The following is a 14,888-nucleotide window of genomic DNA, read 5'->3' on the forward strand; positions in this document are numbered from 1 at the left end:
ACTTCCAAGGACCTCGGATGCTTGAACTTGTCGCCGCCTTTATTTGCCTTACCACCCTGCTCACCTATGTGAACTACCGATTTATCGGGCTGCCGCCCACCATCGGTGTGATGGTCACGGCCCTGGTGTTCTCCCTGATTTTGCAAGGCCTGAGCCTTATCGGCTACCCAGGCCTCGAAGAACGTATCCAGCAGTTAATCGGCCAGATCGACTTCGGCGACTTGCTGATGAACTGGATGCTGTCATTCCTGCTGTTCGCCGGCGCCTTGCACGTCAACCTCAACGACCTGCGCAGCTATCGCTGGCCCATCGGCTTGCTGGCGACCTTCGGCGTATTGATCGCCACCGTGGTCATCGGCAGCCTGGCGTATTACATCTTTGCCCTGTTCGGCTGGCACGTCAGCTTCCTCTACTGCCTGCTGTTCGGTGCACTGATTTCGCCCACCGACCCGATTGCGGTGTTGGGCGTGCTGCGAACCGCCAACGCCTCCAAACCACTGAAAACCACCATCGTCGGCGAATCGCTGTTCAACGACGGCACCGCAGTGGTGGTGTTTACCGTACTGCTGGGCATCGCACAGCTGGGCGAAACACCGACCGTCGGCGCCACGGCCATGCTATTCGCCCATGAAGCGATTGGCGGCGTGCTGTTCGGCGGGCTGATCGGCTACCTGGTGTACCTGATGATCAAGAGCATCGAGCAGCATCAGATCGAAGTGATGCTGACTCTGGCGCTGGTGATCGGCGGCTCGGCAATGGCGACCGAACTGCACGTTTCGGCGCCGATTGCGATGGTGGTGGCCGGGCTGATCATCGGCAACTTGGGGCGCAAGCTGGCCATGAACGACATGACCCGCCGCTACCTCGACGGCTTCTGGGAGTTGCTCGATGACATGCTCAACGCCCTGCTGTTTGCACTGATCGGCATGGAGCTGCTGCTGTTGCCGTTCAACTGGCTGCACGTACTGGCCGCCAGCTTGCTGGCCGTGGCGATCCTGGCCTCACGCCTGCTGACCGTGGCCCCGGCGATCCTGTTGCTGCGCCGCTGGCGCACGGTGCCACGCGGCACTATCCGCATTCTCACCTGGGGTGGTTTGCGCGGTGGCGTCTCGGTAGCACTGGCGCTGGCCCTGCCGCTTGGCCCGGAACGCGACTTGCTGTTGAGCATCACCTACATCGTGGTGCTGTCGTCGATCCTGTTGCAGGGTTTGAGCATCGGCAAGCTGGTCAAGCATGTGACCAAAGATGAGCCTGCACCGCCAACCGAGGCTCACTGATTGAGGCCGGCGGCGGATTCATTTCGCCGCCGGCGCCTGCGATCAATGGGCCTGCACGATGATCTGGCTCTTGAGGTCATTGAACATCGCCTCGATCATCGGCTGCATGCTCTTGAACCACTCAGGGCTGCACACCGCTTCGGGGTGGTTAAAGGCAAGCGTGCGGGAAACCAGCACGGTATTGCCGCTGCGCTCATAACTGGCGTCGTAGGTTACATCCGCGCCCTTGAGCGAAACGGTCTTGGGCAGCGCCAGAATAGTCAACGACGCGGGGAACTCGAAGCGGGCCTTTTCAACGCTCTCGCCGGCAAAGCAGGTGAAGTTCTGCACCCGCTTCTTTTCTACCGACAGGACCTGCACATCCTGGGCAATATAGCTTCCCAGGCGACTGAGTGCCGGTACACCGATCGGCCCAGGCACGTTGACGAGGTTTTCCGTGCGCCCGGCCAACGTGGTGTTGAAGCCGGACGCAGTACCTTCCAGCGCATCTGTTTGCAGGGTGCCGTTGCCCGCCTGGCCTGAGCTGCGCAGCATTTTCTGGATCATCTGATCACGCTCCGCCGGCTGCTGAGACCTGATCCAAAAACGCGTCGCTTCGGTACGCCAACCCTCGGCGAGGGACGTTTGCGTAAAGTCTGCCGCGCCCTTGTCATCGACCTTGAACACCAACTCACTCGATAGCTTGCTCGGTTGAGTGGCCGGGGTACGTGCCAACTCGCCAGTACGCGTCAACAACACCGGCTTGTCCAAGTCCTGCAGTGGCAAGTAACCGGCAGCGATGAAACTGGCGGTGGAGTCCAGGTAGAGGTCCAGGCTTGGCACATAGGTGATCGCATGGTTGAGCACGCGTAACGCCGCCACCTTGGGCAAAACATAGGCATTGCCGGCGTTGATCAACACCGGTGAGCTGTCGATGCCAACGGCCTTGAGCATGGCTTCCAGCAGGGCCACATGGTCCTTGCAGTCGCCGTAACGGTTGTCCAGCACCGATTGCGCCGGGTGCGGCACCACGCCGCCGGCGTCGATATACACCGCCACATAACGGATGTTCTTGCGCACCCAATCGCTGAGCACCAGGGCCTTGGCTCGAGGCGTTGGCTGGTCGGCGGTGAGCCCGTGCGCCAATTCGGTGATTTGCGGTGTGACCTCAACCTTGGCACGTGCCTCGTAAGCCCTGGCCAGGTCTTTGTAGGTTGCAAAGGTCGAAACAGCGAGGAGTTGGCCATAGTCGGTGTAGGCCACCGCGCCTTGTTCGGGCCGGGTTTTGTCGGCCGGCACGTAGTCCCATCGGTACACCTTACGCCCAACCGCTGCGGCCGAAGTGGAGGCTTTGAAACCCCGGGCCTCGGCGTACAAAGGCTTGTCGGCCGGCAAGTCGTAGATCAGGGAGTAATCCAGCGTGGGGCTCAAGCTCGCCGTGGAGAAGTCGGTAAACTCGCCAGGAAACAGCGCCGTGTGGCGTATTCGCTTGTAACGCAAGCTCAGACGATCACCCACTGCCACCTCAGGAAAAATCACCACCTTGACCCGCGAATCCTGAAACATCGGAGCATTGGCCGAGGCCTGCTCCTGTTGTTCCCTGATCTGTGGCGCGGTGACCATTACCCTGCGCCCATCGGGCTTGAGCGTGAACGCCTCGATAATCTCCAGGCTATCCAATGAGCGGTTGTAACTGACCGCTTGCTGGGCACTGGACCTGATGGCCCGCTCTTCGTTGATCAGCACGACCTTATCGGCATCCACCACATAGCTGCCGTCGGCATTGATCACGTAGCGCTGAGTTTGCTTTTCGATGGTCACGGAGCGATCCGCAGCATCATCCTTGGCCTGTGCCACGCCGAAAACGCCCACCGCCAATACCAGCGTGCACCAACTGCGCCCCCGCAAAAAAGGGAAAGTCCGCATAAAGATCCTTCTTTCATGAATGGAAAACCGCGCAGCGACTTTGCCATTCATTTATGACGAATCAGCTTACTCGTCCTTGTTCACCCGCTGGGGATGGCGCGGGTCTGCGGGCTTGCCCGGCAAGCTGCTCTCACTGCGAATCTGCGCATGGCTGATCAGCGCAAAAATAAAACTGCCGCCGATGATATTGCCTGCCAGGGTCGGCCCGGCGAACACCAGCCAGAAGTCCTTCCACGGCAGTTCGCCGGCAAACACCAGGTACGACACTTCCGCCGAACCGACGACGATGTGGGTGAAGTCCCCCAGCGCCATCAGGTAAGTGATCAGGATGATGATGAACATCTTCGCGCTTTCCATGGACGGGATCATCCACACCATGGTGGCGATCATCCAGCCGGAAATAATGCCCTTGGCGAACATCTGGCCGGGGTCGTTTTCCATGACCTTGCGGCCGATTTCGAGAAAGGCCATGTCGGTCTTGGTGTCGAAGATCGGCAGGTGCAGCATCACGTAGGCCACCAGCAAGGTGCCGCACAGGTTGCCCACCAGCACCACCGTCCACAACCGCAACAGGCGGCCGGCATTGGCCAGCGTCGGCTTGCTCATCACCGGCAGCACGGCGGTCAGGGTGTTTTCGGTGAACAGTTGCTGGCGCGCGAGGATGACCGCGAGAAAGCCTGCGCAATAGCCAAAGCTGGCGATCACCTTGAAAGCTTCGCCATCCGGCAGGCGCGAGTTGAGCAACCCCATGCCCATCAGCGACAGGCCCATGGTCAGGCCGGCCGCCAACGCCGACCACCACAACGCAGCCACATTGCGTTCCAGTTCCTGATCGCCCTGGGTGCGGATGATTTCGTGCAGCACCGCCGCGCGGGGCGGCTGGTTGTTGTCGACGTCCTGTTGCTCTTCCTGCGACAGGTTGGGGGTTTTGCCGTCTGCTTGAGTCGCCATGGGTGTACCTGAACAGGTGGGTGTTGTTCAGGTACGACCTGTCGCCAGCCGCCAGCGTTCAATGCCCGCCGCCGCTGGGTTCGCAGTTACTCGGTTTCGTCTTTGAACTGGTCTTTGACGTACCTGATTTCTGTACGCCCGTGCGGTGCCGGCAAACCATCTTCGCCCAGGTTGACGAACACCATTTTCTCTACGGTGAGGATACTTTTGCGGGTGATCTTGTTGCGCACTTCACAGGTCAGGGTGATCGAGGTGCGGCCGAACTCGGTGGCGGTGATGCCCAGTTCGATGATGTCACCCTGGCGCGAGGCACTGACGAAGTTGATTTCGGAGATGTACTTGGTCACCACGCGTTGGTTGCCCAGTTGAACAATCGCGTAGATCGCTGCTTCTTCGTCGATCCAGCGCAGCAGGCTGCCGCCGAACAGGGTGCCGTTGGGGTTGAGGTCTTCGGGTTTTACCCATTTGCGGGTGTGGAAGTTCATGGTCACTCCAAAGCGTCTTGCCGAATGATGGGCAACATCATGGCAGAGCCCGCGCCCAAGCTCTATGCACCATTGCCTATCATGCCCATGCACGATCTGCATGTGGCCGACAGAAAGGCTTGGGAAGTGCCGCGCACACGGCTATAATCGCCACCGCTTCAAAACGGTCATCTTCGATTGATACCGTTCTCCCGCCACCTGTCCGAGGGGCGCTGCAGCAGGTTCAACCTGTCAGGCTCGGATGGGGCGTTGTTCGGCCTGGTTAGCCAGCTGGATACTAAACGCACAACGGCGCCCATTCGCACACTACGAATGGAGGCTCTTCATGAGCGCTGTAATCACGCCTGCAGGTTTTACCGACTACAAAGTCGCCGACATGTCCCTCGCTGCCTGGGGCCGTCGCGAAACCTTTATCGCCGAATCCGAAATGCCAGCCCTGATGGGCCTGCGCCGCAAGTATGCCGCTGAGCAGCCGCTCAAAGGCGCGAAGATCCTCGGCTGCATCCACATGACCATTCAGACTGCCGTGCTGATCGAAACCCTGGTTGCCCTGGGCGCCGAAGTACGTTGGTCGTCCTGCAACATTTTCTCGACTCAGGACCAGGCCGCTGCTGCTATCGCTGCTGCCGGTATCGCGGTTTATGCCTGGAAAGGCGAGACCGAAGAAGAGTACGAGTGGTGCCTGGAGCAAACCATCCTCAAAGATGGCGCGCCATGGGATGCCAACATGATCCTCGACGACGGCGGCGACCTGACCGAGCTGCTGCACAAGAAGTACCCGCAGATTCTGGACCGCGTTCACGGTGTGACCGAAGAAACCACCACTGGCGTACACCGCCTGCTGGACATGCTGGCCAAGGGCGAGCTGAAAATCCCGGCCATCAATGTCAACGACTCGGTGACCAAGAGCAAGAACGACAACAAGTACGGCTGCCGTCACAGCCTCAACGATGCCATCAAGCGCGGCACCGACCACCTGCTGTCGGGCAAGCAAGCCCTGGTAATCGGCTACGGCGACGTGGGCAAGGGTTCGTCCCAGTCTCTGCGTCAGGAAGGCATGATCGTTAAAGTCTCCGAAGTTGACCCGATCTGCGCCATGCAAGCGTGCATGGACGGTTTCGAAGTGGTTTCGCCGTTCATCAACGGCCAGAACGACGGCACCGAAGCGAGCATCGACAAAGCCCTGCTGGGCAAGATCGACCTGATCGTGACCACCACCGGTAACGTGAATGTTTGCGACGCAAACATGCTCAAAGCCCTGAAGAAGCGCGCTGTAGTCTGCAACATCGGCCACTTCGACAACGAAATCGACACCGCTTTCATGCGCAAGAACTGGGCATGGGAAGAAGTGAAGCCGCAGGTACACAAGGTTCACCGTACCGGCGCTGGCGATTTCGACCCGCAGAATGACGACTACCTGATCCTGCTGGCTGAAGGCCGTCTGGTTAACCTGGGCAACGCCACCGGCCACCCAAGCCGCATCATGGATGGCTCGTTCGCCAACCAGGTCCTGGCGCAGATCTTCCTGTTCGGCCAGAAGTACGCCGACCTGTCGCCGGCCCAGAAAGCCGAGCGTCTGACCGTGGAAGTACTGCCGAAGAAACTCGACGAAGAAGTGGCCCTGGAAATGGTCCGCGGCTTCGGCGGCGTGGTGACTCAACTGACCAAGACCCAGGCCGACTACATCGGCGTGACCGTCGAAGGTCCGTTCAAGCCGCACGCTTACCGTTACTGATCGGCCCAGTGCCAGCTGCCATAGGGGAGCTGGCTTTTGTGAGAGCTGGCTTGTCGGATCGCCGCACCGCTGCGATAGCATCGCCTCGGTATTGCTGAAAAACCGAGGTGCCTGCATCGCGGGCAAGCCCGCTCCCACACCGGTATTCTGAGTTTCCATAGGTACGACCATGTCCCAAGACCGTCGCTACAGCTTCGAGTTTTTCCCGACCAAGACCGATGCTGGGCATGAAAAACTGATGGCGACTGCCAAGCAGTTGGCCAGCTACAACCCCGACTTCTTCTCCTGCACCTACGGCGCCGGCGGCTCGACCCGTGACCGCACGATCAACACCGTGCTGCAGCTCGAAAGCGAAGTCAAAGTTCCCGCCGCTCCGCACTTATCGTGCGTGGGCGACAGCAAGGCCGACCTGCGCAGCCTGCTGACCCAATACAAACAAGCCGGCATCAAGCGCATCGTCGCCCTGCGTGGCGACCTGCCGTCCGGCATGGGCATGGCCAGCGGCGAGCTGCGCTACGCCAATGACCTGGTGAGCTTCATCCGTGAAGAAAGCGGCGATCACTTCCATATCGAAGTGGCGGCTTACCCGGAGATGCACCCACAGGCGCGTAATTTCGAAGACGATTTGCAGAACTTCGTGCGCAAGGCCAATGCCGGTGCCGACAGCGCGATCACCCAGTACTTCTTCAACGCCGACAGCTACTTCTACTTTGTCGAGCGTGTACGGGCCATGGGTGTGAATATCCCTATCGTGCCGGGCATCATGCCGATCACCAACTACAGCAAGCTGGCGCGTTTCTCCGACGCCTGCGGTGCTGAAATCCCACGCTGGGTGCGCAAGCAACTGGAAGCTTATGGCGATGACGTCAAGAGCATCCAGGCGTTCGGCGAGCAGGTGATCACGCAGATGTGTGAACAATTGCTGCAAGGTGGCGCACCAGGGTTGCACTTCTACACCCTGAACCAGACTGAACCCAGCCTGGCCATCTGGAATAACCTCAAGCTGCCACGCTAAGGCTTGTTTGGTAATGCCAAGGCCCTCGTTTATACGAGGGCCTTTTGCTTTTAATGCGCCATATCAACTTGCCCGCGAATGCGTGTGCCAGAGCTTCTCTTTAGCGCAGGAGCATCGTAACCTCAGGGGATGCCCGTCATTCTCAAGCTGTTGACCGCTGTGCTTTTTGCTTGCCTGAGCTTCACCGCTTACGGCGAGAAATTGCGCGTTGTCACCGAGCCTTGGGCACCTTATGTGTACGACGACAACGGCAGCATGCGCGGCCTGGATTACGAAACCACGATGATCGTGTTCCAACGCCTGGGGGTGGAGGTGGAGTGGCAATTCCTGCCCTGGAAACGTTGCCTGGCCATGCTGGACCAGGGCCACGCCGATGGCGCACTGGATATTTTCCACAGCCATGAGCGCGACGCTTTGCTGCTTTACCCCAGCGAACCGTTGTCGGCTGTCGAGTTCGTGCTGTTCTATGCCAACGACCGCCCTCATCCGGCCCAGACCCTGGATGGCCTGCGCGGGCTGACGGTCGGCACGTCGCCAGGCTATCTGTATGGCGAGGCCTTCAGCGAATCCAGCCTGTTCGACCGCGAGCCGGCGCCCAGCCATGAGGCCAACTTCGGCAAACTGTCGCTGGGCCGCATTGACCTGGTGATTACGGACCGTCGAGTCGGCCAGCATGTGATCAAGGCCATGGGCCTGGAAGGCAAGGTCAGCCAGGCGCCGCTGGTGGTCAGCCGCCAGCCGCAATTTTTAGCCGTGCGCCGTGGCGCCGGCATGGACCTGCTGGTGCAACGCTTCGCCGCCGAGCTCAAGCGCTTCAAGCAAGAGCCTGCCTACGCAGCCTTAAGCGCCAAATATGGCGGAATCCAAGCCAATACCGCCCCTGAACACACCGTTGAGCAGCAGGAAAGCGGCGCGCCGTGATTGCTCTGTTATACTCCGGCCTTTCCGCCAGGCTCACGCCCGGCCGCTGAGGTCTTGAAAAAGGCACCTAACCCAGCTACTGCGCAGCTTTCAGCCCGCGCGAGCCGGTGGAGTGCCCGCCAGACGCAGCAGGACCGGACGGGGTTGCGCTCCCCTAAGCGCCATTCACGCCCGGCAAGATTATCCCTTTGGGCCAAGCCCTAACTAAAACAGGATTACTCATGTCCTTTGCTTCCCTCGGTCTCTCCGAGGCTTTAGTCCGCGCCATCGAGGCAGCGGGCTATACCGAGCCTACTCCGGTGCAACAGCGGGCCATTCCCGCCGTGTTGCAAGGTCGCGACCTGATGGTTGCGGCGCAGACAGGTACTGGTAAAACCGGTGGTTTCGCCCTCCCGATTCTGGAGCGGTTGTTCCCCAACGGTCACCCGGACAAATCCCAGCGTCACGGCCCGCGCCAACCGCGCGTACTGGTCCTGACCCCAACCCGCGAACTCGCCGCCCAAGTGCACGACAGCTTCAAGCTGTACGCCCGCGACTTGAAGTTCGTCAGCGCCTGCATCTTCGGCGGCGTCGGCATGAACCCACAGGTTCAGGCCATGTCCCGTGGTGTTGACGTGCTGGTAGCCTGCCCGGGTCGTTTGCTCGACCTGTGCGGCCAAGGCAGCGTCGATTTGTCCCACGTGGAAATCCTCGTGCTGGACGAAGCCGACCGCATGCTCGACATGGGCTTTGTCCATGACGTGAAAAAGGTCCTCGCCCGCCTGCCGGCCAAACGTCAGAACCTGCTGTTCTCGGCAACGTTCTCCCAAGACATCACCGCCCTGGCCGGCAAGCTGCTGCACAACCCGGAACGCATCGAAGTCACGCCGCCGAACACCACGGTCGAGCGTATCGAGCAACGCGTATTCCGCCTGGCAGCCAGCCACAAGCGTTCGCTGCTGGCGCACCTGATCACCCACGGCGCGTGGGAGCAGGTGCTGGTGTTTACCCGCACCAAGCACGGCGCCAACCGCCTGGCCGAGTACCTGGACAAGCACGGCCTCACCGCCGTCGCCATCCACGGTAACAAGAGCCAGAACGCGCGCACCAAAGCCCTGGCCGATTTCAAGGCCGGCACTGTGCGCATCCTGGTCGCCACCGATATCGCCGCGCGCGGCCTGGATATCGACCAATTGCCACACGTGGTCAACTTCGAGCTGCCGAACGTCGATGAAGATTACGTGCACCGTATCGGCCGTACCGGCCGTGCCGGTCGTTCGGGCGAGGCCATTTCCCTGGTCGCTCCGGACGAAGAAAAGCTGCTGAAAAGCATCGAGCGCATGACCAAGCAGAAAATCGCCGACGGCGACCTGATGGGCTTCGACTCCAGCGCCGTGGAGGCCGAAAAGCCTGAAGCGCGCGAGCGTCCGGACGTGCGTAACCCACGCAACCCACGCGGTCCGAAGGGCGATGGCCCGAACGGCGGCGGTGGTGGCGGTGGCCGTCGCGACAAGGGCAAAGACAAAGGCGGCAAGGAAAAAGCGCCCACCAACGGCCGTGGCGAACGCCCAGCCCGTGAGCAGAAGCCCCGTGAAGGCACCCCGGCCCGCGAACAGCGCCAGCCGAGCCAGCCGCCACGTGCCGCTGCCGACCGCGCCCCGGACGAGTTCCTCGACGACGATGTGGATAACTTCGGTAACCGCGTTGACTACGTGCCTCAGGCCAAGCCGGCCCAGGGCCGTGGCCGCCGTCCTGGTGCCCCGGCACAAGGTGCGGGCGCAGGCACGGGTGCTCCACGTGGCGGCCAGCCACAGGGCGGTCGTCAAAATGGCCCGCGCAACAGCAGCGGCGGTACCACCGGTACGCCACCTGCCAAGCGCAACGGCCCGCGTAATGGCGCCCCCCGTGACGGCCAGGCCCGTCGTGAAGACTCGCGCAGCAACAACCGCCGTCCGGCTCGTGACGACCAGCCACGCTTGTCGGAACCCGCCGTGCAGAACCCGCGCGGTGGTCCGGCGCCGAAGATCATCCACAAGGAGTCGAAAGCGGATCGCTTCCCGACACCTGAGCAGCTGGATCAACTGCCAGGCCGCCCTCGTGGTGAAAAACCAGCGCTGCTGACCCGCAACCGCTGAGTTTTCGACGCTAACAAAAACGCCCCGATTAATCGGGGCGTTTTTGCATCCAGGCGTTAGCTTATTGATCAGCCACTTCACCGGCCTTATGAAAAAGCTTGGCAAAGATCATCCAGCGACCGTCAACTTTCATCAGGTTCAAATAATCAACCATCACGTTATTGAACAAGCGCAAGCGCACTTTGACGATGGCCATTTCCGGCGACATCACGTCAATCATCAATACCTCATCAAGCTGCGGAAAACCGCCTTCCTGCGGCGACTTTCGGCCTTGAACCATGGTCCGGTATTCATCGAACGGCCGCACGACCACGGTCGAGTTCTGTGCGCTGTATAACACGCAGCCACGATGAAAGACTTGATCGAACGTATTCAAATCCTGAGTTTGCAACACACTAAAGTAATCGTTCAGAAACGCTTGAATCTCATCAATCATGGCGCACAACTCCCGACAGTTTCAACACGGTGTTATTTGAATAAATAACTTGCCGCCATTATTGATAGCCCACTCATTTCACGTATAGCGGCTATTATTAGGCTTTTCTGTGAAAGGAATTCACACTTTGAAACTGCCTCCCCTTGCCGCGCTGCGTGCTTTCGAGGCCTTGGCCCGACTGGGCAAAGTGAACCTGGCCGCCCTCGAACTGCACGTGACCCACAGTGCCGTCAGCCATCAGATTCGCGCCCTTGAAGAGTACCTGGGCCTCGCTTTGGTCATGCGCAACAAGCGCACGCTGATGCTGACGGATGAAGGCCGCGTGTATGCCTACCAGATCAGGCAGGGGCTGGGCGAAATCGCCGGGATCACCGAAAAGCTGATGGCAAAAACCAGGCACCCACAGCTGACCGCTTCGGTGCTGCCTTCCTACGCCATGCATTGGTTGTTGCCGCGCCTGCATGATTTCAGGGCGGCTCACCCCGAGCTGCACTTGCGGCTGGAGTCGAGCATGGAGTTCGCCAGCTTCGAGCAAGGCCCGCTTGATTGCGCGATTCGCTTCGGTCATGGCCAGTGGCCGGATGTGCATTGCGAAACGCTGATGGGTGACTCATTGCTGGTGGTCGCCGCGCGCGACTTCAACCACGGCGTGCTGCCGGACACGGCGCAAGCCGTCCTTGAGCAGCCATTGCTGCACGCCAGTGAGAGCTGGCCGATCTGGCTGGGCGCCGCAGGTATCGAGGGGCAACGTCCGCAAGCGCCGCTGGAGTTCACCGATTCCACGTTGATGCTCGAAGCCGTGCGGCTCGGGCACGGCGTCGCGCTGACACGCCGCTCGATTGCCCATGCACTGATTCAACGCGGGGAGCTGGTCCGGCTCACCGACATTGAACCGGCGCACACCTCACGCTATTACATAGTCTGGCCTGCGGGCAGCAAACCGTCGGCGCAGTTGACCTTGTTGCACACTTGGCTCAAGGGCCAAGTGACGACGTATCAAGAAAGCCTTTGAACAGCGCACAGCAAAACGCCGACCCTGAGGTCGGCGCTTGGCGTTTGAAACAGCGAAATAATTACTTCGCTTTTACGCCTTCAAAAGTCACGTACAGCTCAACAGTGTTGGACGCTGGGCCCAGGTCCATCTGCTTGCCGAAGTCCTGACGGTTGAAGCTGGTAGTGCCTTCAAAACCGGCACGGTAGCCGCCCCATGGATCCTTGCCTTCGCCCAGGAAAGTGGCCTTGACCACGATCGGCTTGGTCACGCCATGAAAGGTCAGGTCGCCAGTCACGTCGGCAGTAACTTGGCCTGCAGCATTTTTACCGGTGGTTTTGACACTGGTGGAGACGAACTTGGCATCGGCAAACTTGCCAACGTCCAGGAAGTCTTTGCTGGCAATGTGCTTGTCACGTTCGGCGTGGTTAGTGAACACGCTGGCGGTACGGACGTTGAACTCGATTTTGCTGTCTTCAGGCTTGGCGGCGTCAAAGCTGAACTTGCCGTCCAGATCCTTGAAAGTACCGGTGATGAAGCTATAGCCCAAGTGGCTGATCTTGAAGTCAACGAAGGCGTGCTGGCCTTCCTTGTCGACAACATAATCAGCGGCCATCGCCGAACCTGCGGACAGCAGTGCGGAACCGATTGCCAGAGCGGCGAGAGTCTTTTTCAACATGCTTTCTATTCCTTGTGAGTCGAGGTTGAACATCAGGCTTTGCGTCCCAGCATTCGTGTCAGGGTCGCATCACGATCGATAAAGTGGTGTTTAAACGCGGCCACGCCATGCAAACCGGCGAAGACCACCAACACCCAGGCCAGGTACAAATGCACCAAGCCGGCGTTGTCTGCCTGGTCCGGTAGCCCGGAAACCACGGCAGGAATCTCAAACAGGCCAAACACCGGGATACCGACACCGTCTGCGGTGGAAATCAGGTAACCGGCGATCATCACGGCAAACAGCCCGAGATACAGGAACGCGTGGCCAAACGCAGCGCCAATACGCGTCAAGCGGCTGTAGCTGGCCAAAGGTGGCGGTGGCGGGCTGACAATGCGCCAGACGATACGCACCAGCATGATGGCGAACAGCGTGATGCCAATGCTCTTGTGCAGGTCGGGCGCGTCTTTGCGCCAGGCGCTGTAGTAGTCGAGGCCGACCATCCACAGGCCCAGCGCGAACAAACCGAACACCACCAGGGCTACGCCCCAGTGCAAAACAATGCTGACCCAGCCATAACGGGCCGATGAATTACGTAGCTGCATGTCCCAAATCCCGTAAGAACTGTGCCCAAGACTAGCGATTTACCTATCGAATTAAAGCGGAAAATTTCGCTTTGAAATATCGAGAAATACGATCAAGAGAGTATGCACAGTACGTTAACAATGGATTAAGGACTATTCCTGATAAACGTGACAGATCGTCCTGCCTTTACTGCCAATTCATCCGTAATGGGTTGTGACGCCGCCTGGCATTGCATAGGCTTGCGCGATTGTTTCGCCTGCGCCGGGCGCAGGGCCGCTTCGAGGAGATAACCGATGGGCTTGAATAACCAGTGGATGCAACGCGACCTCGCGGTGCTGTGGCATCCCTGCACCCAGATGAAAGACCACCAGCAACTGCCGCTGATCCCGATCAAACGTGGCGAAGGCGTATGGCTGGAAGACTTCGAAGGCAAGCGCTACCTCGATGCCGTCAGTTCCTGGTGGGTCAATGTGTTCGGCCACGCCAACCCGCGCATCAACCAGCGCATCAAGGACCAGGTGGATCAGCTGGAACACGTGATCCTCGCCGGTTTCAGCCACCAGCCAGTGATTGAGTTGTCCGAACGCCTGGTGGCGATGACGCCCGAAGGTTTGACCCGCTGCTTCTACGCCGACAACGGCTCGTCGTGCATCGAAGTCGCGCTGAAGATGAGCTTTCACTACTGGCTCAACCGTGGCCTGCCGAACAAGAAGCGCTTCGTCACCCTGACCAACAGCTACCACGGCGAAACCATTGCCGCGATGTCGGTGGGCGATGTGCCGTTGTTTACCGAGACCTATAAAGCCCTGTTGCTGGACACCATCAAGGTGCCAAGCCCGGATTGCTACCTGCGCCCCGAGGGCATGAGCTGGGAAGAGCACTCACGCAACATGTTCCTGGCCATGGAACAGACCCTGGCCGAAAACCACGACAGCGTCGCCGCCGTGATCGTCGAGCCGCTGATCCAGGGCGCCGGCGGCATGCGCATGTACCACCCGGTGTACCTCAAGCTGCTGCGTGAAGCCTGCGACAAATATGGCGTGCACCTGATTCACGACGAAATCGCCGTCGGCTTCGGCCGCACCGGCAGCATGTTCGCTTGTGAGCAAGCCGGCATCCGCCCGGACTTTTTGTGCTTGTCCAAAGCCCTCACCGGCGGTTACCTGCCATTGGCGGCGGTCGTCACCACCGACGATGTGTACGACGCCTTCTACGACGACTACCCGACGTTGCGCGCCTTCCTGCATTCCCACAGCTACACCGGCAACCCGCTGGCGTGCGCGGCGGCCTTGGCGACTTTGGATATTTTCGACGAAGACAACGTCATCGAAAACAACAAGGCCCTGGCCCAGCGCATGGCCACCGCCACCGCGCACCTGGTGGACCACCCGCACGTGTCGGAAGTGCGCCAGACCGGCATGGTGCTGGCCATCGAGATGGTTCAGGACAAAGCCACCAAAACCGCCTACCCGTGGCAGGAACGCCGTGGCTTGAAGGTGTTCGAGCATGCCCTGGAGCGCGGTGCGCTGCTGCGGCCGCTGGGCAGCGTGGTGTATTTCCTGCCGCCGTATGTGATAACGCCGGAGCAGATCGACTTCCTGGCTGAAGTCGCCAGCGAAGGGATTGATATCGCCACCAACAGCACTGTCAGTGTTGCGGTGCCACAAGATTTTCACCCAGGCTTTCGGGATCCGGGTTAATTGAGTTCACTCAACTGATCGGGTGTCGGGTCTACCGCTATCGCGGGCAAGCCCGGCTCCCACAGGTTTTGTATGATCGTTCCCACGCTCCGCGTCCGCTCTGCACACCACTTCC

13 protein-coding genes and 1 riboswitch are annotated in these 14,888 nt (G+C 59.9%); of the genes, 7 read left to right on the plus strand and 6 right to left on the minus strand.

Going from position 1 to position 14,888, the window contains the following annotated elements; all coding sequences use genetic code 11:
* Nucleotides 1-17: 17 nt before the first annotated feature.
* Nucleotides 18-1,277 carry a cation:proton antiporter gene (locus GIW28_RS12295; RefSeq protein WP_170036837.1) on the plus strand — a complete coding sequence of 420 codons (1,260 nt, stop codon included), beginning with the start codon at nt 18-20 and terminating at the stop codon, nt 1,275-1,277.
* Between the two features lie 42 nt (nt 1,278-1,319).
* Here GIW28_RS12295 and GIW28_RS12300 read toward each other — a convergent pair whose 3' ends face one another.
* From GIW28_RS12300 to GIW28_RS12310, 3 genes are all read right to left on the minus strand, one after another.
* A complete protein-coding gene (locus tag GIW28_RS12300) occupies nt 1,320-3,182 on the minus strand; it encodes a DUF3857 domain-containing transglutaminase family protein (RefSeq protein ID WP_236446075.1) in 1,863 nt (620 codons plus the stop codon).
* Nucleotides 3,183-3,248: 66 nt separating this feature from the next.
* Nucleotides 3,249-4,133: a formate/nitrite transporter family protein gene (locus GIW28_RS12305; RefSeq protein ID WP_017139409.1), complete on the minus strand. Its 885-nt coding sequence runs from the start codon at nt 4,131-4,133 to the stop codon at nt 3,249-3,251.
* Nucleotides 4,134-4,219: 86 nt separating this feature from the next.
* Nucleotides 4,220-4,618, minus strand: a complete 399-nt coding sequence (locus tag GIW28_RS12310; protein WP_017139410.1) for an acyl-CoA thioesterase — start codon at nt 4,616-4,618, stop codon at nt 4,220-4,222.
* Nucleotides 4,619-4,816: 198 nt separating this feature from the next.
* A riboswitch (S-adenosyl-L-homocysteine riboswitch) is annotated at nt 4,817-4,922 on the plus strand.
* A gap of 21 nt (nt 4,923-4,943) precedes the next feature.
* Between GIW28_RS12310 and ahcY the strand changes: the two genes are divergently transcribed.
* From ahcY to GIW28_RS12330, 4 genes are all read left to right on the plus strand, one after another.
* Entirely contained in the window at nt 4,944-6,353 is a 1,410-nt protein-coding gene (ahcY, locus tag GIW28_RS12315) for an adenosylhomocysteinase (protein ID WP_017139412.1), read from the plus strand.
* A 169-nt stretch (nt 6,354-6,522) separates the two neighbouring features.
* On the plus strand, nt 6,523-7,368 hold the full coding sequence (gene metF, locus GIW28_RS12320; protein ID WP_017139413.1) for a methylenetetrahydrofolate reductase [NAD(P)H]: 846 nt from the start codon (nt 6,523-6,525) through the stop codon (nt 7,366-7,368).
* Between the two features lie 129 nt (nt 7,369-7,497).
* Entirely contained in the window at nt 7,498-8,289 is a 792-nt protein-coding gene (locus GIW28_RS12325; RefSeq protein WP_099550357.1) for a substrate-binding periplasmic protein, read from the plus strand.
* A 221-nt stretch (nt 8,290-8,510) separates the two neighbouring features.
* Complete coding sequence (locus tag GIW28_RS12330; RefSeq protein ID WP_017139415.1) at nt 8,511-10,403, plus strand: DEAD/DEAH box helicase; 1,893 nt, start codon at nt 8,511-8,513, stop codon at nt 10,401-10,403.
* 61 nt (nt 10,404-10,464) lie between these two features.
* Here GIW28_RS12330 and GIW28_RS12335 read toward each other — a convergent pair whose 3' ends face one another.
* Nucleotides 10,465-10,839, minus strand: a complete 375-nt coding sequence (locus GIW28_RS12335; RefSeq protein ID WP_056857726.1) for a nuclear transport factor 2 family protein — start codon at nt 10,837-10,839, stop codon at nt 10,465-10,467.
* 127 nt (nt 10,840-10,966) lie between these two features.
* Between GIW28_RS12335 and GIW28_RS12340 the strand changes: the two genes are divergently transcribed.
* Nucleotides 10,967-11,851 carry a LysR substrate-binding domain-containing protein gene (locus GIW28_RS12340; RefSeq protein ID WP_099550356.1) on the plus strand — a complete coding sequence of 295 codons (885 nt, stop codon included), beginning with the start codon at nt 10,967-10,969 and terminating at the stop codon, nt 11,849-11,851.
* Nucleotides 11,852-11,912: 61 nt separating this feature from the next.
* On the opposite strand, the gene GIW28_RS12345 is transcribed toward GIW28_RS12340, so the two are convergent.
* Entirely contained in the window at nt 11,913-12,509 is a 597-nt protein-coding gene (locus GIW28_RS12345; RefSeq protein ID WP_026013867.1) for a YceI family protein, read from the minus strand.
* Nucleotides 12,510-12,541: 32 nt separating this feature from the next.
* Nucleotides 12,542-13,093, minus strand: a complete 552-nt coding sequence (locus GIW28_RS12350; RefSeq protein ID WP_099550355.1) for a cytochrome b — start codon at nt 13,091-13,093, stop codon at nt 12,542-12,544.
* A gap of 273 nt (nt 13,094-13,366) precedes the next feature.
* On the opposite strand from GIW28_RS12350, the gene GIW28_RS12355 reads away from it, so the two are divergent.
* Nucleotides 13,367-14,773, plus strand: a complete 1,407-nt coding sequence (locus GIW28_RS12355; RefSeq protein WP_236446074.1) for an adenosylmethionine--8-amino-7-oxononanoate transaminase — start codon at nt 13,367-13,369, stop codon at nt 14,771-14,773.
* Nucleotides 14,774-14,888: the final 115 nt, after the last annotated feature.

Source organism: Pseudomonas sp. PA-5-4B (assembly GCF_021606215.1).
Classification (GTDB): Bacteria; Pseudomonadota; Gammaproteobacteria; order Pseudomonadales; family Pseudomonadaceae; genus Aquipseudomonas; species Aquipseudomonas edaphica.

Bases quoted from the DNA above. Each gene is read 5' to 3' on its own strand.
- GIW28_RS12295 (WP_170036837.1), top strand. From the start codon at position 18: ATGCTTGAACTTGTCGCCGCCTTTATTTGCCTTACCACCCTGCTCACC.
- GIW28_RS12300 (WP_236446075.1), bottom strand. From the start codon at position 3,182: ATGCGGACTTTCCCTTTTTTGCGGGGGCGCAGTTGGTGCACGCTGGTA.
- GIW28_RS12305 (WP_017139409.1), bottom strand. From the start codon at position 4,133: ATGGCGACTCAAGCAGACGGCAAAACCCCCAACCTGTCGCAGGAAGAG.
- GIW28_RS12310 (WP_017139410.1), bottom strand. From the start codon at position 4,618: ATGAACTTCCACACCCGCAAATGGGTAAAACCCGAAGACCTCAACCCC.
- ahcY (WP_017139412.1), top strand. From the start codon at position 4,944: ATGAGCGCTGTAATCACGCCTGCAGGTTTTACCGACTACAAAGTCGCC.
- metF (WP_017139413.1), top strand. From the start codon at position 6,523: ATGTCCCAAGACCGTCGCTACAGCTTCGAGTTTTTCCCGACCAAGACC.
- GIW28_RS12325 (WP_099550357.1), top strand. From the start codon at position 7,498: ATGCCCGTCATTCTCAAGCTGTTGACCGCTGTGCTTTTTGCTTGCCTG.
- GIW28_RS12330 (WP_017139415.1), top strand. From the start codon at position 8,511: ATGTCCTTTGCTTCCCTCGGTCTCTCCGAGGCTTTAGTCCGCGCCATC.
- GIW28_RS12335 (WP_056857726.1), bottom strand. From the start codon at position 10,839: ATGATTGATGAGATTCAAGCGTTTCTGAACGATTACTTTAGTGTGTTG.
- GIW28_RS12345 (WP_026013867.1), bottom strand. From the start codon at position 12,509: ATGTTGAAAAAGACTCTCGCCGCTCTGGCAATCGGTTCCGCACTGCTG.
- GIW28_RS12350 (WP_099550355.1), bottom strand. From the start codon at position 13,093: ATGCAGCTACGTAATTCATCGGCCCGTTATGGCTGGGTCAGCATTGTT.
- GIW28_RS12355 (WP_236446074.1), top strand. From the start codon at position 13,367: ATGGGCTTGAATAACCAGTGGATGCAACGCGACCTCGCGGTGCTGTGG.